This is a genomic window from Ruegeria sp. BB1, from assembly GCF_056539465.1.
The window spans coordinates 1,304,072-1,319,240 of record NZ_JBQFVB010000001.1; the positions used below are offsets into that span (position 1 = coordinate 1,304,072).

Annotated in this window: 19 protein-coding genes and 1 tRNA gene; 10 read left to right on the top strand and 10 right to left on the bottom strand. The window is 57.4% G+C overall.

What is annotated here, in order from left to right:
- Positions 1–111: 111 nt before the first annotated feature.
- A complete protein-coding gene (hisB, locus tag ACR0AL_RS06490; protein ID WP_170348018.1) occupies positions 112–699 on the top strand; it encodes an imidazoleglycerol-phosphate dehydratase HisB in 588 nt (195 codons plus the stop codon).
- The gene (hisH, locus tag ACR0AL_RS06495) at positions 700–1,338 is read left to right on the top strand and encodes an imidazole glycerol phosphate synthase subunit HisH (protein WP_480635967.1); all 639 of its coding nucleotides are present in this window, start codon (positions 700–702) and stop codon (positions 1,336–1,338) included.
- A 4-nt stretch (positions 1,339–1,342) separates the two neighbouring features.
- Here the strand turns inward: hisH and ACR0AL_RS06500 are convergent, their stop codons facing one another.
- Entirely contained in the window at positions 1,343–1,744 is a 402-nt protein-coding gene (locus ACR0AL_RS06500) for a DUF2147 domain-containing protein (protein ID WP_480635965.1), read from the bottom strand.
- Positions 1,745–1,878: 134 nt separating this feature from the next.
- Here ACR0AL_RS06500 and hisA point away from each other — a divergent pair, with 134 nt between their 5' ends.
- Positions 1,879–2,601: a 1-(5-phosphoribosyl)-5-[(5-phosphoribosylamino)methylideneamino]imidazole-4-carboxamide isomerase gene (gene hisA / locus ACR0AL_RS06505; protein ID WP_480646110.1), complete on the top strand. Its 723-nt coding sequence runs from the start codon at positions 1,879–1,881 to the stop codon at positions 2,599–2,601.
- A gap of 49 nt (positions 2,602–2,650) precedes the next feature.
- Here hisA and ACR0AL_RS06510 read toward each other — a convergent pair whose 3' ends face one another.
- Positions 2,651–3,097 (bottom strand): DUF302 domain-containing protein, encoded by a 447-nt coding sequence (locus ACR0AL_RS06510; RefSeq protein ID WP_480635961.1) that lies wholly within the window; start codon positions 3,095–3,097, stop codon positions 2,651–2,653.
- Positions 3,098–3,513: 416 nt separating this feature from the next.
- On the opposite strand from ACR0AL_RS06510, the gene ACR0AL_RS06515 reads away from it, so the two are divergent.
- From ACR0AL_RS06515 to ACR0AL_RS06530, 4 genes are all read left to right on the top strand, one after another.
- Entirely contained in the window at positions 3,514–5,556 is a 2,043-nt protein-coding gene (locus tag ACR0AL_RS06515; RefSeq protein ID WP_480662372.1) for a fused MFS/spermidine synthase, read from the top strand.
- Positions 5,557–5,655: 99 nt separating this feature from the next.
- Positions 5,656–6,417 (top strand): imidazole glycerol phosphate synthase subunit HisF, encoded by a 762-nt coding sequence (gene hisF, locus ACR0AL_RS06520; protein ID WP_170374487.1) that lies wholly within the window; start codon positions 5,656–5,658, stop codon positions 6,415–6,417.
- Positions 6,414–6,731, top strand: a complete 318-nt coding sequence (locus tag ACR0AL_RS06525) for a phosphoribosyl-ATP diphosphatase (RefSeq protein WP_170548041.1) — start codon at positions 6,414–6,416, stop codon at positions 6,729–6,731. Before hisF ends, ACR0AL_RS06525 begins: the two co-directional genes overlap by 4 nt.
- A gap of 73 nt (positions 6,732–6,804) precedes the next feature.
- Entirely contained in the window at positions 6,805–7,371 is a 567-nt protein-coding gene (locus tag ACR0AL_RS06530) for a hypothetical protein (protein ID WP_170348011.1), read from the top strand.
- On the opposite strand, the gene ACR0AL_RS06535 is transcribed toward ACR0AL_RS06530, so the two are convergent.
- From ACR0AL_RS06535 to rlmB, 4 genes are all read right to left on the bottom strand, one after another.
- Positions 7,368–7,838, bottom strand: a complete 471-nt coding sequence (locus tag ACR0AL_RS06535; protein WP_480646106.1) for a CoA-binding protein — start codon at positions 7,836–7,838, stop codon at positions 7,368–7,370. The genes ACR0AL_RS06530 and ACR0AL_RS06535 overlap by 4 nt on opposite strands.
- A gap of 198 nt (positions 7,839–8,036) precedes the next feature.
- On the bottom strand, positions 8,037–8,489 hold the full coding sequence (locus ACR0AL_RS06540) for a YHS domain-containing (seleno)protein (RefSeq protein ID WP_170348009.1): 453 nt from the start codon (positions 8,487–8,489) through the stop codon (positions 8,037–8,039).
- A gap of 106 nt (positions 8,490–8,595) precedes the next feature.
- Positions 8,596–8,910, bottom strand: coding sequence for a hypothetical protein (locus ACR0AL_RS06545; RefSeq protein ID WP_174821525.1), 315 nt, complete (start codon positions 8,908–8,910; stop codon positions 8,596–8,598).
- Positions 8,891–9,664: a 23S rRNA (guanosine(2251)-2'-O)-methyltransferase RlmB gene (gene rlmB / locus ACR0AL_RS06550; protein WP_170360322.1), complete on the bottom strand. Its 774-nt coding sequence runs from the start codon at positions 9,662–9,664 to the stop codon at positions 8,891–8,893. The genes ACR0AL_RS06545 and rlmB overlap by 20 nt, the downstream gene beginning before the upstream one ends.
- Positions 9,665–9,780: 116 nt before the next feature.
- Here rlmB and ACR0AL_RS06555 point away from each other — a divergent pair.
- Positions 9,781–9,864 (top strand) — tRNA-Tyr (locus ACR0AL_RS06555).
- A gap of 34 nt (positions 9,865–9,898) precedes the next feature.
- Here ACR0AL_RS06555 and ACR0AL_RS06560 read toward each other — a convergent pair.
- The 4 genes from ACR0AL_RS06560 to ACR0AL_RS06575 all read right to left on the bottom strand — a co-directional run bounded on the left by ACR0AL_RS06560 (position 9,899) and on the right by ACR0AL_RS06575 (position 13,608).
- The gene (locus ACR0AL_RS06560; RefSeq protein WP_480662375.1) at positions 9,899–11,017 is read right to left on the bottom strand and encodes an alanine racemase; all 1,119 of its coding nucleotides are present in this window, start codon (positions 11,015–11,017) and stop codon (positions 9,899–9,901) included.
- Positions 11,014–12,261 (bottom strand): D-arabinono-1,4-lactone oxidase, encoded by a 1,248-nt coding sequence (locus ACR0AL_RS06565; protein ID WP_170348006.1) that lies wholly within the window; start codon positions 12,259–12,261, stop codon positions 11,014–11,016. The genes ACR0AL_RS06560 and ACR0AL_RS06565 overlap by 4 nt, the downstream gene beginning before the upstream one ends.
- 87 nt (positions 12,262–12,348) lie before the next feature.
- Complete coding sequence (locus ACR0AL_RS06570; protein WP_170374471.1) at positions 12,349–12,870, bottom strand: DUF2478 domain-containing protein; 522 nt, start codon at positions 12,868–12,870, stop codon at positions 12,349–12,351.
- 72 nt (positions 12,871–12,942) lie between these two features.
- The gene (locus ACR0AL_RS06575) at positions 12,943–13,608 is read right to left on the bottom strand and encodes an NnrU family protein (protein ID WP_480646101.1); all 666 of its coding nucleotides are present in this window, start codon (positions 13,606–13,608) and stop codon (positions 12,943–12,945) included.
- A gap of 168 nt (positions 13,609–13,776) precedes the next feature.
- On the opposite strand from ACR0AL_RS06575, the gene ACR0AL_RS06580 reads away from it, so the two are divergent.
- Complete coding sequence (locus ACR0AL_RS06580; RefSeq protein ID WP_170395612.1) at positions 13,777–14,439, top strand: DNA-3-methyladenine glycosylase I; 663 nt, start codon at positions 13,777–13,779, stop codon at positions 14,437–14,439.
- A gap of 40 nt (positions 14,440–14,479) precedes the next feature.
- Positions 14,480–15,166, top strand: a complete 687-nt coding sequence (locus ACR0AL_RS06585) for a hypothetical protein (RefSeq protein ID WP_170548032.1) — start codon at positions 14,480–14,482, stop codon at positions 15,164–15,166.
- Positions 15,167–15,169: the final 3 nt, after the last annotated feature.

Consider the following 15,169-nt stretch of genomic DNA (forward strand, 5'->3'; position numbering starts at 1 on the left):
CCGCGACCGGGCGCAATCCCCTGCAACAGTTTGCGGTGAATGCCACGCTTGGTCTGGATAAGGCGGGCCATCCCCGTCTATAAGCGCGCCTGTAGCAAAAGGAATTCGCCCATGCGCAGCGCAAAGATCAGCCGTCAAACCGCCGAGACCGAAATATCGGTCGAGGTCAATCTGGACGGCACCGGCACCTATGACAACCAGACCGGCGTCGGTTTCTTCGATCATATGCTGGACCAGCTGGCGCGCCATTCGCTGATCGACATGACGATCCGCGCCAAGGGTGATTATCACATCGACGACCACCACACGGTCGAGGATACCGGCATCGCGCTGGGTCAGGCGTTGACCCAGGCCCTAGGCGACAAGAAAGGTATCCGCCGCTATGGCGAATGCCACCTGCCCATGGATGACGCCCAGGTGCGGTGTGCGCTGGATCTGTCGGGCCGTCCGTTCCTGATCTGGAACGTGGACCTGCCGACGCCCAAGATCGGCGCGTTCGACACCGAACTAGTACGCGAGTTCTTTCAGGCGCTCAGCACCCATGGCGGCATCACGTTGCACATCGACCAGTTGCACGGCTTCAACAGCCACCACATTGCCGAGGCCGCGTTCAAAGCCGTCGCCCGCGCCCTGCGTCTGGCGGTTGAGACTGACCCGCGCAAGGCCGATGCGATTCCGTCGACAAAGGGCGCGCTGTAAATGCTCACGGCCATTATCGACTACGAAAGCGGCAACCTGCACTCGGCCGAAAAGGCGTTTCAGCGCATGGCGCGCGAAATGGATGCCGGTCAGGTCGTAGTGACCTCGGACGCGGATGTTGTGGCGCGGGCCGACCGTCTGGTTCTGCCCGGTGACGGCGCCTTTCCAGCCTGCGCGTCTGAACTGCGCGGCCACAAGGGCATCTATGACGCGATGGTCGAGGCGGTGGAACAAAAAGGTCGCCCGTTTCTTGGCATCTGCGTCGGGATGCAGCTGATGGCCTCAAAAGGTCATGAATACACCGAGACCGACGGCCTGGATTGGGTGGCCGGTGATGTGCTGCGGATCGAACCCTCGGACGATGCGCTGAAGGTGCCCCATATGGGTTGGAACGATCTGGTGCTGGAAAGCGATCACCCAGTGTTCAGTGGCGTCAAAACAGGTGATCATGTCTATTTCGTCCACTCCTACCATTTTCGGGTAACAGACCCGGCAGAGCGGTTGGCTTTTGTGGACTATGGCCAAGAGGTCACGGCCGTGATTGGCCGCGACACAATGGTTGGCATGCAGTTCCACCCCGAGAAAAGCCAGGACGTGGGCCTACGCATGATCGGAAACTTCCTGACCTGGATGCCCTGAACGGTTACTGAACCCGCGTCCAGGTCTGCCCACGGCAGACCAGACCACCAGCAACACAGCCTTTGACAGTCAGCTCATTCTGACTGTCCAGTGTCATTTTCGAGTTGTAGGTCTTGTCGCGGTCTGGCGCCCAGATTTTTCCGCTGTCGTACTGACCATCCCCCTCGGGCACCATATCCCAGATGATCTGTTTGCCTAGGTTTTCATATTCCAACTGCTGGTTGCCATCACCGTCGAAGGCGCTGTCAATTGTGCCGCAAATCGCACTGCCACATTCCGCAATGGTTACATGCAGATAGCCGCCCGTATCCCCCGGCTGGGTCTTCCACAGCCCATCAACCGGGTCAGCCGCAAAGGCGGTGGTCGCCATGGTGGCTAAACCTGCTGCAAGTAGAAATTTCTTCATAATGCTCTCCCTGTGTTGCGATCACTCTGGCCCGGTGACCGGCTTCGGGCAAGAATGACTTTGCGTCGCGTTGCATCCCCTGCCCTGACTGTGCGATATCCCGCGCGACTGACCAAGATATAGGGCCGCCCGACATGATCCTCTACCCCGCCATCGACCTCAAAGACGGCCAGGCCGTGCGCCTGCTGCGCGGTGAAATGGACAAGGCCACCGTGTTCAACGACGATCCGGCCGCGCAAGCCCGCGCCTTTGTCGAGGCCGGGTGCGAGTGGCTGCATCTTGTCGATCTGAACGGCGCTTTTGCGGGTGAGCCAGTCAATGCCGCGCCGGTCGAGGCCATTCTGAAAGCCTGCAACGTGCCCGCGCAGTTGGGTGGCGGCATTCGCGACATGGCCACAATCGAAACCTGGATCGAAAAGGGCCTCGCTCGCGTAATTCTGGGTACGGTTGCAGTGGAAAACCCCGATCTGGTGCGTGAAGCAGCAAAGGCATTCCCCGGCAAGGTCGCTGTGGGCATTGACGCGCGGAACGGTATTGTCGCCACCAAGGGTTGGGCCGAAGAGACCGATGTTCAGGTCACCGATCTGGCCCGCAGTTTCGAGGATGCAGGCGTCGCAGCCATCATCTACACAGACATCAACCGCGATGGCGCGATGCAGGGCCCGAATATTGAAGCAACCGCCGATCTGGCCCGCGCCGTCTCAATCCCGGTCATTGCCTCGGGAGGTGTCAGTTCGCTGGATGATCTCATCGCCCTGCGCGATTGCGGAGTCGAATTGAACGGGGCGATTTCTGGTCGGGCGCTCTATGACGGAGCCCTCGATCTGAAAGAGGCCCTGGCCACCCTGAGCAACTAGAGCGGGCCCAAATGCGCCAGCAAGAAGTGCAGCTGGCGCATTCCTGATGTTATTGAGCCGCGACCGAAGTCAGTTTGGCCAACGCACCGCGCATCTTTTCGATGACCGGAGAATTCTCGACGGCGTCAAGCTCATCCATGGTCTCTTTCGGGTCTTCATAAGCCAGCCAAACCTGACCGTTTTCATCCTCATAGGCTTGAACTTTCAGTGGCAGGAACAATCCCGCCCGCGGGTCGATCTGCATCGCGGGCGTTCCCAGCGCCGGGTTGCCGAAGATCAGCACCTGATTGGCTGGGATACTCAGCCCGACCTTTTCCGCACCAGCCGCGTGATCGACGCGCGCAAATACGGTCGCGCCTGCATTGCCAACGGCGGCTTCAAGTGCATCCATTACCTCGGGCACGGATTTAGCTGTGTTTACCTTGATGATATCGTCTGCCATCGCTGCGACGGTCCCCCCAAATACAAAAGCGGCTGTCAAAAAAAGTTTACGCATCTCATTGATCTCCTAATGAATTTGGGCGCAGTGTTCACAGTTTTGAACCGGGTGGCAATCACATCTCCGGCATCGGCGAGGCTTTGCCGGTAGCGAATTAAATGGGTTTCAATGGGCCCGCCGCGACCGATGACAAATCGTGAACAATTCCACGTTTCCGGTAAGAGTTTGCACATATCAGCCGCAAAATAGTCTTATTCCGTCGCTAGGGCTGAACCGCAATCTAATGCCGGAGTTTCATTGTGTCCGTTTCAAACGTATCTCAACCGACTGAAAATTGGCGCTATTATGCTCCGGTCATCAGTTTTTGCGCGACAATTTTTGTCAGCGCCAGCCTTCTGTTTTTTGTTCAACCGCTTTTCGCAAAACTCGTCTTGCCCAAAATCGGCGGTGCTCCGGCGGTTTGGACAACAGCTATGCTGTTTTTCCAACTTATGTTGATCATGGGATATCTGTACGCCCACATCCTGACCCGGTGGTTTAGCCTGCGTTGGCAACTTGTTACACATCTGGCCCTTTGGCTGATCGCCCTCAGCTTTTTGCCCTTGGCCACGCAAGAAGGCTGGAGATTCGATTCTTCGCAATCTATTGCCCTTCAAACGCTGATTCTGTTTGCGGCAGGGGTCGGTGTTCCATTTGCAGTGCTGTCCGCAAATGCACCGCTTCTTCAGGCCTGGTATTCGCGCTCTGGCGGTCCATCAGCCAACGATCCATATTTTCTGTACGCAGCCAGCAATGTTGGATCGCTGCTGGCCCTGTTGGCGTTCCCACTGATGGCCGATCCATTCTTTGGTGCGCAAGACATCAGCCTGTTCTGGTCCGTCGGATTTGTCGTGTTTGGTATTCTTATGGCCGTCAGTGGTGTGTTTGCCCTTCGGGGTGGAACCGAACCTGTCGCCGTACATGAACCGCAAACGACAGGCAGCGCCCTGAGCATCAAGACAATTTCCACTTGGGTGTTCATTGCATTCATTCCGTCATCCCTGATGCTGGCCACAACAACCAAGCTCAGCATCGATCTTGGTGCCATCCCGCTAATCTGGGTTCTGCCACTGGCGACATATATCCTGACCTTCATTCTCGCTTTTACCAAATGGCGTCGCGTCACCCTGGATAGTCTGAAAGTTCCGGTTTTGATCGCGCTGGCAATCGCCGTGGTCCTGCTGTCCAAGGTTGCACCGACGCACAAGGCCTTGGCGTTGATGATGCTGTATGTTCCGATCCTCTTTCTGGTAGCCCTGTTTGCGCATAGGCTTCTGTATGAACTTCGGCCACCAGCCGAGCATCTGACCGTCTTCTATCTGGCGCTTTCGGTTGGAGGGGCTTGTGGAGGCCTGTTCAACTCGATCATTGCGCCGGTCTTCTTTGACCGCGAGATCGAATTCGCCCTGACACTCATTACGACCGGTGGACTGTTTCTGCTGCACGCAGGTACTTTCAGTATCCGTCACGTTGCCATGGGAATCATTGCGTCGATTCCGCTGTTGTTCGTGACAGGCGCACTGCGCTTCAGCCTCGTGTTCGACTCTCGCACACTTGGTATCTTGGTGGCGTCCTCACTTGTTGCCGCAGTGCTACTGGCCTTTAGAAATGCCCCGACCCGATTGGCGACAGTTTTGCTGATCGTTTTGGCACCGAACTTGATCTCGAAGACTCAGGTCTATTTCCGCGATCGCAGCTTTTTCGGAACCCACGCCGTCTATGATTTTAAAGAATTCCGGGTCTACAAGAACGGAACCACCGTACACGGCTGGCAAAGGCAAACACCGCCTGGTACGCGGCCGGTTGGGTCCTCGTATTATCATCCGAACGGGCCAATGGCCGAAATCCTGACATCGGAATACGGCCAGAACTCGGACAATATCGCAATTGTCGGCCTTGGGACCGGTGCGTTGGCTTGCTATGGGCAACCGCATCAGACGTGGGATTTCTTTGAGATCGACCAAACCGTTGATCGCATTGCACGCGACCCTGAACTGTTCACCTATATGTCCACATGTGCGCCGGACACGACCACCCATCTGGGCGACGCCCGGATCGTTCTGGAATATCAAAAGTTCGACTTTGATATCATGGTGCTGGACGCCTACAGTTCCGACGCGATACCGCTCCACCTGATCACGCAGGAGGCAATCGAGGTCTATCTGAACCATCTGGATCAGGATGGCACGTTGGTCTTCCATATCTCGAACCAGTATTACGATCTTTCACCGCAACTGGCGCGAGCCGCAGCAGCGCTGAACCTGCACGCGGCACTTCAAATGGACGATGCCACCGAGGAAGAAGAAAAAACCGGCGCGTCTGACACGCATGTCGTCATCCTGAGCCGAGACAAAAATCGCATCGAATCGTTCATCGATACCGCCAAGTGGGAGCCTTTGGTCACCGACGGTCAGGTTCCGTGGACGGATGACAAGGCGAACCTTCTGTCTGCCCTCAAGATACTGCACACAAACTGATTGCACATAACGCAACCTGTGCCCCGCCAAAGTCAGGCTGTTCAGCACTGGCATCGGCGGGGCTTTGTAGGTAGAGGTGCGGCAACAAAGGATGCCGACATGCTGAAAACCCGCATCATTCCCTGTCTGGATGTCGCTGATGGCCGTGTGGTCAAGGGCGTGAATTTCGTTGGCCTGCGTGATGCCGGTGACCCGGTTGAATCGGCCAAGGCCTACGACGCCGCCGGCGCAGATGAGATCTGCTTTCTGGACATCCACGCCACCCATGAAAACCGCGGTACAATGTTTGACGTGGTACAACGCACCGCCGAGCAGTGCTTTGTGCCCCTGACCGTGGGTGGCGGCGTGCGTACTAAAGATGACGTGCGCGCTCTGTTGCTGGCTGGTGCGGACAAGGTCAGTTTCAACTCGGCCGCCGTGGCAAACCCCGATGTGATTGCGGAATCGGCTGATCAGTTCGGCAGCCAGTGCATTGTCTGTGCCATCGACGCCAAGACCGTCAGCCCCGGCAAGTGGGAGATTTTCACCCACGGCGGCCGCAAACCCACCGGCATTGACGCGGTGGAATTCGCCAAAACCGTCGTCGCCAAAGGTGCCGGGGAAATCCTGCTGACGTCAATGGACCGCGACGGCACCAAAGCCGGGTTCAATCTGCCCCTGACCCGCGCGATTTCCGACGCGGTGGACGTACCAGTGATCGCTTCGGGCGGGGTTGGCAACCTTGACCACCTGGTCGAAGGCGTCACTGAGGGCGGGGCAAGCGCGGTTCTTGCCGCCTCGATCTTTCATTTCGGCGAATACACCATCCGCGAAGCCAAGGAACACATGACCGCCGCAGGTATCCCGATGAGGCTGACATGAGTATTCTACACGATCTGGCCGCCACAATTGAGGCCCGCAAAAACGCTGATCCTGACTCCAGTTGGACCGCCAAGCTATTGGCAAAAGGGCCCGAGAAATGCGCCGAAAAATTCGGCGAAGAGGCCGTCGAAGCCATTATCGAGGCCGTCAAGGACAACAAGGCCGCGCTTACGGCAGAGGCGGCGGATGTGCTCTATCATCTGCTTGTCATGCTGGCTGCGCGGGATGTGGCACTGGATGATGTGCTGGCGGAATTGGAACGTCGTCAGGGCATCAGCGGCATCGCCGAAAAAGCCGCGCGCCCCAAGGGGTAATCGGCAGGGTTTCGTCATACCGCTCAACCCTTTATCATCGTGTTTCATGCTTTGCAGATCGAAGGGCACGCAGATGATCAAAGCTTTGGCCTTGGTGCTGGCCCTTCTAACGCTGGGGGCATGCGCGTCCCCTCCCCCTTCGACCGGAGATGAAGTTCAACGGCTGGCCAGCGAAATACGCAGCCTAGGCCCCGATATCGACCCAGAGGAGGCTGACCGCGCCGCGCGCATTGCCTATTCCTATACGGCGCAATTGGTGCAGGAATACGAAATCACCGACCCCCCGTTGATCCACAACGCCAAGGTCAACAAGGGTCTGCGCCCGCGCGGGCTGTGCTGGCACTGGGCCGAAGATATCGAGCGCCGCCTGAAGCAGGAAAACTTCCAGACGCTTGACCTGCACCGCGCCATCGCCAACGCCGACAACCCGTTCAGAATCGATCACAGCACGGCCATCATCAGCCGCAGAGGGGAAACGATGTATGATGGTGTGGTGTTGGATCCGTGGCGCTATGGCGGAGTGCTGTTTTGGTCGCCGCTGATCGAAGACACAAAATACGAATGGGTGCCACGCGACGTCGTTTTGGAGAAGCGCCGCGTGGAACAATACGGCGATCTCTTGCCCTATACCGGCGGCTAGATTTTGGACGAGATGACACCAGTGGTAAATCCGCCCATGCGCAACTCACCAAACAGGCGCTGATATTCGATCTTGGGGCAACGGTTCATCACCACATCCACCCCGCGCGCCTTTGCCTTGGCGGCAGCATCAGCGTTTTCGACACTGATCTGCATCCAAATGGTGCGCAGGTTCGGGAATGCGTCCAATGCCTCATCCACAATCGGCGGCACGGATTCGGAGCGGCGGAAGATATCGACCATATCTACGGGTTCATAAATCTCGGACAACGATGCCCTGACGGTCTGACCAAACAGCTCTTTGCCTGCGTGGCCCGGGTTGACCGGAATGACCGTAAAGCCCTTCAAGGAAAGATATCGTGCCACATAATAACTGGGGCGTACTGAGTTCATTGACACACCCACAACAGCGACAACTTTGGTGCGCTGAAGAATCTCTTTCAGGTGCTTATCGGAATAGTCGGCCATCTGCGCACCCTATGCCGTCCTTAACAAAGAAAAAAGCGCCCAGGTTGAACCTGAGCGCCAGTTGTTGGAACGAGGGACAGTGAAATGACCCGCGGCAGTTCCGTTCCGCGGTCACTGTGACATTTAGGCATAAATTGAGAGAAAAAAAGAGGGGATGCGCATTTTTGTGATGACAGATCACGAAAAGCGAAAACCCGCCTATTGCTCGTAAAGAATTACAGGCCAATGCGCCTCGGCCATACGGATATATTCCGTCCTGGCTTCACGCCACATCGCTTCGATTTCGGGTGAGTGGGTCAGATACAGCCGACCGTCCACGACCTGCCATGCCTTGGGATCGGTGCTAACAAGCGATCCATGCGCCATGGCATAGGCGCAATATCCACCGAATTGAGGGGCAAAGGCACGTGGATCACGTTCAAACGCGTCACGGTTCTCAGCGGTTGCAAAGTGCCATTGGGCCCCTTTCCAGACGACGGCGTATTTCGGCTGACCATGAACCGGAGCATCGCCATTGAAATACGACACCACGTCATACCCGGACATCGCGGTGCCATCGGTCACGTAGAAGACAGGTATCTCCTGCGCTGTTGCGGCAGGAGTGATCAAAGCGGCGACAATCGCGCCCAGAAGAAAACGTCGGGTCAACATCACAGAAATCGGAACAAGGTCATCAGGGTCTCAAGATGCAAGTTTTATGACCAAGTGACACCCCACTTAACGGGCTTGTGATCACCTGTGTCGCCCAGGCGCCACATCAATCAAAGATGTCTTCGATGACATCCCATGCCTCATCCAACACGTGTGAGAAGACACTCTTTTTCTTTTTCTGCTTCTTTTTCTTGTGGCTTGCAGTCGGCTTTGCCGCACCACGCCTTGATTGGCTTTCGGACAATTTACGCTTGGGCATCATCTTGAGGTTATGCAATGGCGCCCCGCAGCTGGAACAGCTCAGCTCATGACGGTCCTGACCTTTCAGAACCAGCGCAGCGCGGGTCCCGCAATAACAACAGGTGGCGATTTTGGACGGGCTGGGAATGGCACTCTCCTGTCTATCTGTGCCTTGAGGCATATAGGGCAATTGCGGCAGCATTTGAGACGTTAAGTGACCCAAACCCGCCCGCTGCGTCGATTTTCACCAGTTGATCAACTGTTTCTTTGGTTTTTTGCCGCAAGCCGGGCCCCTCGGCCCCCAATACCAACGCAACCGGCTGATCAAGTTTGCCGCCCAACGCTGTCTCGATGGTTTCTTCGGCCTCACCATCCAGACCAAGAACCAGAAATCCCATGTTCTGAAGCTCGACGATGGCGTCGGCCAGATTGCGAACCCGCAAATACGGCTGACGTTCCAACGCGCCGCTAGCGGTTTTGGCCAGCGCCCCGGTTTCCGGCGCCGAATGGTGCCGCGTGCCGATCACCGCACTGGCCCCCAAAACCTCGGCTGAGCGCAGAATCGCCCCGACGTTATGCGGGTCGGTCACCCGGTCCAGCAGAATCACGCGAGGATGCTCGCGCCCGATGCAATTCTCGGCCAGCCCACCCCAATCCAGCGGTTTAACCTCAAGCGCTGCGCCTTGATGGACAGACCCCGGATCAATCGGCGCGGTGAATTTGCGCGGATCGACCATTTCGGCCTCAATCTCTGCAAAATCAATGGCCTCTGTCAGCTTGTCCTGCGCATTTCGCGTCACGATCAAACGCAGTTTTTGCCGCTTCGGATTCATCAACGCATCGCGTACAGCGTGAAGGCCAAACAGCCAGACAGTTTCGGACGCAGCCGCTTTACGGGCTTGTTCTTTCTCAACGACCCACTTGGGTTTCTTCATTTCTTGGGCCTCCGAGCCGGGAAGTCGGTTTCCTGCGTCAAAGCGGTATTTTCCTGTTGACGCTCCTTTAAGGCGCTAGTAATCACGCCTCCACGTCAGGTGCAACGCCTGACAGTGGGCGACAGGCCGCAAGGTGTGGCAGGGGACTGTAACTCCCTCGCGGAGACGCACGCCTGGTTCGATTCCAGGGTCGCCCACCATCTTCTTCTGATGGTGACAAAGTGCAAGGGGCCGTTAGTTCGGCAGGCATTCCCATTCGTCTACCACCTGACCACCCCTAACCGCCAATACGATCCCGAACTGGTTCAGCACAGCTTCGCTCTGGCTTGGGTGTAGCAAGGCGATGTCGCCGGGTTTGACGGGCGCATCTGGTGGGCCTGTCCAGACCTCCTGATTGGTTGAACGTCCGAAAATGGAGGAATAGCCAAAGCCGTTGGGAAATACCGGTTTAGCGCGGAAATACCCCCCGAAAATCGCAAGATCGGTTTTGCGCCGGGCCAGAAAATCCAATCCCGGCAGCGAATTACCGGGCATGGTTTTCAAAACCGGAGTCGCGATGAACGCTGCGGGTTGAAATCCCTGTGTCGTTTTGTGGTCGAAATCTGTGGGTTTCACGAGGACCGACCCAAAAGCGATCTCGGTGGTCTTACCTGTTGTGCGGTAGGACTGAAAAGTCAGACTGCCACCCGTGTTGAGGCACAGCCCTTTGGCCTCATTCGGCAGGTTGGAAACGGCGTGATCGAACGCATCCGCGCTGGCCCGAATGGCACGTTTGCGCAAGAAATGCGGCAGTTTGGCCAGATGCGCCTCGTACCCCATAACACCGGACAACCGCGCATTAGGGTTTGTCTCAATTTCTTGCGCAATGCGCGCAACTTGATCTGGTTGAAAGCCACCGCGATGCAGGCCGATATCAACCTCAAGCGACAGGCGCAGGGCTAGCTGACGCTCCGCTGCAAGGGCCAGATAGGATTGCAACCGTTCCGACGAGTCGATCAGCCATTGAACCCGCGCAGCAGCGTCTGGACATTCGCTCAGAACCCGCGCAGCTGACCGGACCGGCAACGGTTTGCCGATCAAATTGTCGGCTTTCGGCTCGGCCTTCAAAAGCGCCAGCAGCATGGGCTCGGAAAACGTCATCAGGCCCGAGGTCTGAATCAGGCCCCGAACATGATCCAGCAGCGGCAAACAAGGCAGGGATTTGGCGACCAATCGACGGTCCAACCCATCATCCGACCTGTCCACCGCCAAGGCACAATTTGCATCGAGCCTGTCCAGATCAACCACCGCGACCGGCTTGTCCACGCCATACGCACGCAGCGTTTCAGAGAGGGATTGCAGATAGTTCGTCATGGTCGAAACAGCCTGGCAAGCGCGGGCATGAGAAACTTGCCCGACGGGTCCAATTGTTCCCGCAGCGCGCAAAAACGGTCGAAATCAGGATACATGGTGGATAGTTCTGTGAAGCCCAAGCTGTGCATTTTGCCCCAATGCGGTCTTCCTCCAGCTTCGACAAATAGTGACTCAATGGCGTCAAAGTATCGCTGGTGATCCTCGTCCGCATCGGTGTGGATTGCGATTGAAATGCGCGGCCCGCCCTGAAATGGGGATAGGCAGGCCGAGTCGCCCGCAGTTTGGCGGACTTCAATTGGAAAATAGATATCCTTGTGGTCGCGATGCAGCCGGGTAATGACCTCTTGCAGAACATCTTGGGCGACGTCAGGCGGCAGGTGGTATTCCATTTCCTTGAACCGAATATGCCTGTCACTGCACAGTACCCGCCAGCTTTCGCCCACATAATCTTCGTCCGATTGCGCCATGGTCAGTAGTCGCAACAGCAAATTGCGTAGCCCACTGCTGAGCCGACCAACATTGCGCGCCAGCTTCAGCACTTTGACGGCAATCATGTCCAGATCACGTGGTGCCCTGCTTTCGGCTGCGTCTGAAATTTCATGGCGCAGCTCGACAGCCTTACCGGTGAAAGGGATATAGAAGAACTCGAAATTTCGGTTCTGTGCCCAGTTCTGGTGCATGTTGGCGATGCAGTCCTGCAGATCAGCCAATCGTACCCTTCGGCGCAGGTTGTATTTCGGCACGACCGAGATTTGGGCCTCGGTCAAAATGCCCAACATGCCCAAAGTGACTTGCGCCATCTCAAGCGGAAGGTCGTCGGTTGTCAGAATATCCCCACCCGCGCTAACCAGTTTTGCGGCGGTGATTTCCGCTGCCAGACAGGGCAGCGAGCGTCCGGTGCCGTGTGTGGCGGTTGATACTGCACCGGCCAAAGACTGTGTGTTGATGTCACCGAGATTGCGAAAAGCCATCCCCTGCCCCGCCAAGGCCGGAGACAAGTCGCGCAGCCGGGCATTTGCGTTCACCCAAACCTTGTCTTCCCCGACTTCTCCGACCACTGGCAAGTCGATATCCGACAAGTCCAGTATCCGATCCCCACCGGCAACAATGGGTGTGAACGAATGACCGGCCCCAACGACCCGCAGCGTGCCTGACTGCGCCACGGCTTGCTGCAACTCGGAAATCGAGGTTGGGCGTTTGATCGGCGTCTGCGTACGCTGGTTTCCGGCCCAGTTGGTCCACATGTGCAATCTCCTCCGAAATCGAAGATTGCAGCACAGGTGGAACGAAACAAGTCAGGATTACAGAGGTTTACCCAACGAGAGGTTAACTCAGGCCGCAGCCGCGCGTTGCGCGTTGACCCGGTCGAACCAAGCAGAGATGGCTTCGAGGTTCGGCTCCAACTGCTCGGCCGCGCCGCCGGTGAACTCTTGAAACTTTTCCTTGTTCAAACCGTTCACGCCGACCAGCACGGGGATATCCAGTGTCAACGCTTCGGCGATCACCGGGCGAAAACCGCGCCCGTCAGCCTCATGCTTGCCGAACTTGTTGATGATCAGCAACTGCGGCGCATCCTCAAGCGAGTTGGTGACATACCCCACAGCCCGCTCCAACGCAGCCGGGTCCAGCCGACAACCGCGCGAATGCTCGCCCAGAGATTGCGAGATGCGGATGGTCTCGCCATCTGGCAGCACACGGACATCCATGTCGCATTTGCTGCTGTCGGCGCATTCGGTGTTAGTTTGAACCACGCCGACCAGACGGGCATCGTTGGCCAGAAGATGTTCGGCAACGGCGCTCAGCAGGCGGTCGGTCGCGCCGCGATCGGTGGTGGTAACATAGGCCAGATACATTGAAAGACCCTCATAGTCCTAAAGTGTGACTTTCCAGATAGCACGCATGACCCGGTCCGGCCACTCCTTGCGTTATGGCAGGGGCGAAAGGCCGATCACAGGCGCGTGCAGGTGAAGCAGAACCACAAATGCGGCCAAGGAAATCAGCGCGATCCCCAAGCCAGGCCAGGGTTGCGGCGCGCGCAGGGAAAACCGCGCCGTATTGCGGGATAGGCGTACCCATTCGATCCCCATATCGCGCGCCTTGCGCTGATCGATCAGCGCCATGCCCCACGCCGCAAAACCTGCAAAAAGACCAAATAAGATGACATGCGACAGGCTGCCATTCGCCAGAAGATGCGCCAAGGCCCACAGCATCATGGCAGCAAGAAGCGGGTGACGCGTGGCGCGCAGGATACCGGGGTTTTCGGGGTCGAACCGACGGTGACCCAGGCCGCCAAAAGAAAACGGATTTTGGATTGTCAAACCTGCCACCGCCAACCAGCACACCACAGGCATGGTCAACAGCGGCACCCAACGTAGGATGGGAAGCGGTGGAATTACTTCAACATAGGGCGCTTGCGCTGCGGCGACGATCAGCCAGCCCAAAACTAGCAGGGACAACGCGGAATAGGCCATAAAATACCCCCTGCGTCCCATCACGTCGATCAACCGCCCGCGCACGACGGGTCGGGCGGGGATGGCGTGGGTCAGCAGAAAGGTGATCAGTGCGGCAAGGAAAAGGGCCCAACCCAGCATGGTATTCTCCGTCAATGTTGGCCCCTATTTAGGTCCGTGACGCGGCATGATCCTTGTCCGAAATCAAGTCGGGTGCGGCGCATGGGGTTTCCGCGCATGTTCTGGGCATATTGTTTCAACGCTTGCAACCCGACAATGAACAGGCAACCCTGCCTGCGGAGGACACCGATGCACCATTTCGATGAGATCTACACCATGGCTGCCAATCGCCACGGTGGGCCCGACGCGTTGCGGGCCAAGCTGAGCAAACCTAAAAGCGTGGCTGAGTTGACCGCCCTGCCCGATGATCGCTGGCTGTCGATCATCACGAAATGCGTCTTTCAGGCCGGGTTCAACTGGAAGGTTATCGAAAGCAAATGGGATGGGTTTGAAGCTGCCTTTGATGGTTTTGACGTCGGTCGCTGCGCCTTTATGGATGATGAGAAGTTCGACGCCCTGCTGCAAGACACCCGCATTGTCCGCAATGGCACCAAGATCGCCACGGTCCGCGACAATGCCGCGTTTCTGCTGGAACTGCGTCAGGAAGGTGGTGTGGGAAAGGTGCTGGGCGGCTGGCCCTCGACTGATTACGTCGGCTTGCTGGCGATGCTAGGCAAGCGCGGGTCGCGTCTGGGTGGGGCCTCGGCGCAATACGCCATGCGATTTGCCGGGCGCGACAGTTTCATCCTGTCGCGGGACGTCACCGCCCGATTGATTGCTGAAGGCGTGATCGACAAAGCGCCAAGCTCCAAGAAGGCGATGGCTGCCGTTCAAGACGCATTCAACACCTGGATGGACCAATCCGGGCGGTCGTTGACGGAAATCAGCCGGGTTTTGGCGATGAGCCTGTAAAACCGGTTGCAGTGCGGGTGCTTCACACTAGGCTCACTTCATGACCTGCCGCATTTTGATGATGGTTCTCCTTCTGCTTGCATCCTGCGGTCGCCCGCTGACCGAGCAGGAACGTGCTTTTGCCACCGCTGTTCAGGGCGAGTCGCTGAATCTGGATCGGGTGCGCCTGGTCGAGGGGGCTCCGGTCGCGCCAATCACGTTTTACCGCAAGGAACGGCCCCGTCTGGCCTGCCGTGAACGCATATTGCCAGCCCCGACCGAAGGGGTCGTCACAGCAAAGCCCGCCGCCGTAGCCCTGTTCAACAAGGTCTATTTCACGCGTGAGTGGTATCTTGAGGACTATATGTCCGACTTCCCCGAGCAGATGAACCTAATCGCCGGAATGCTGCTGGCGCATGAGCTGACACATGTGTGGCAATGGCAGAACCGGAAAACCACAGGCTATCACCCTTTGCGTGCAGCGGCCGAGCATGGTGGCAACAAGGACCCCTATCTGTTTGATATCGAAACCTCGTCCGACTTCCTATCCTACGGGTTTGAACAACAAGGCGCGATTGTCGAGGAATATGTCTGCTGCCGGGCGCTGGACCCTCAAGCCCCCCGCACCCAACGCTTGCACGACATGCTGGGCGCGCATTTCGACATTTCACCCCTGCCGAACCAACCGCGTGAGCGCGATATCGTCATCCCCTGGAGCGGCGCAAAGACCGAAGGCATTTGCCGCTAGACG

Excerpts from the sequence above, each read along its gene's own strand:
- hisB (WP_170348018.1), top strand. The coding sequence starts at position 112 with ATGCGCAGCGCAAAGATCAGCCGTCAAACCGCCGAGACCGAAATATCG.
- hisH (WP_480635967.1), top strand. The coding sequence starts at position 700 with ATGCTCACGGCCATTATCGACTACGAAAGCGGCAACCTGCACTCGGCC.
- ACR0AL_RS06500 (WP_480635965.1), bottom strand. The coding sequence starts at position 1,744 with ATGAAGAAATTTCTACTTGCAGCAGGTTTAGCCACCATGGCGACCACC.
- hisA (WP_480646110.1), top strand. The coding sequence starts at position 1,879 with ATGATCCTCTACCCCGCCATCGACCTCAAAGACGGCCAGGCCGTGCGC.
- ACR0AL_RS06510 (WP_480635961.1), bottom strand. The coding sequence starts at position 3,097 with ATGCGTAAACTTTTTTTGACAGCCGCTTTTGTATTTGGGGGGACCGTC.
- ACR0AL_RS06515 (WP_480662372.1), top strand. The coding sequence starts at position 3,514 with ATGCTGTTTTTCCAACTTATGTTGATCATGGGATATCTGTACGCCCAC.
- hisF (WP_170374487.1), top strand. The coding sequence starts at position 5,656 with ATGCTGAAAACCCGCATCATTCCCTGTCTGGATGTCGCTGATGGCCGT.
- ACR0AL_RS06525 (WP_170548041.1), top strand. The coding sequence starts at position 6,414 with ATGAGTATTCTACACGATCTGGCCGCCACAATTGAGGCCCGCAAAAAC.
- ACR0AL_RS06530 (WP_170348011.1), top strand. The coding sequence starts at position 6,805 with ATGATCAAAGCTTTGGCCTTGGTGCTGGCCCTTCTAACGCTGGGGGCA.
- ACR0AL_RS06535 (WP_480646106.1), bottom strand. The coding sequence starts at position 7,838 with ATGGCCGACTATTCCGATAAGCACCTGAAAGAGATTCTTCAGCGCACC.
- ACR0AL_RS06540 (WP_170348009.1), bottom strand. The coding sequence starts at position 8,489 with ATGTTGACCCGACGTTTTCTTCTGGGCGCGATTGTCGCCGCTTTGATC.
- ACR0AL_RS06545 (WP_174821525.1), bottom strand. The coding sequence starts at position 8,910 with ATGCCTCAAGGCACAGATAGACAGGAGAGTGCCATTCCCAGCCCGTCC.
- rlmB (WP_170360322.1), bottom strand. The coding sequence starts at position 9,664 with ATGAAGAAACCCAAGTGGGTCGTTGAGAAAGAACAAGCCCGTAAAGCG.
- ACR0AL_RS06560 (WP_480662375.1), bottom strand. The coding sequence starts at position 11,017 with ATGACGAACTATCTGCAATCCCTCTCTGAAACGCTGCGTGCGTATGGC.
- ACR0AL_RS06565 (WP_170348006.1), bottom strand. The coding sequence starts at position 12,261 with ATGTGGACCAACTGGGCCGGAAACCAGCGTACGCAGACGCCGATCAAA.
- ACR0AL_RS06570 (WP_170374471.1), bottom strand. The coding sequence starts at position 12,870 with ATGTATCTGGCCTATGTTACCACCACCGATCGCGGCGCGACCGACCGC.
- ACR0AL_RS06575 (WP_480646101.1), bottom strand. The coding sequence starts at position 13,608 with ATGCTGGGTTGGGCCCTTTTCCTTGCCGCACTGATCACCTTTCTGCTG.
- ACR0AL_RS06580 (WP_170395612.1), top strand. The coding sequence starts at position 13,777 with ATGCACCATTTCGATGAGATCTACACCATGGCTGCCAATCGCCACGGT.
- ACR0AL_RS06585 (WP_170548032.1), top strand. The coding sequence starts at position 14,480 with ATGACCTGCCGCATTTTGATGATGGTTCTCCTTCTGCTTGCATCCTGC.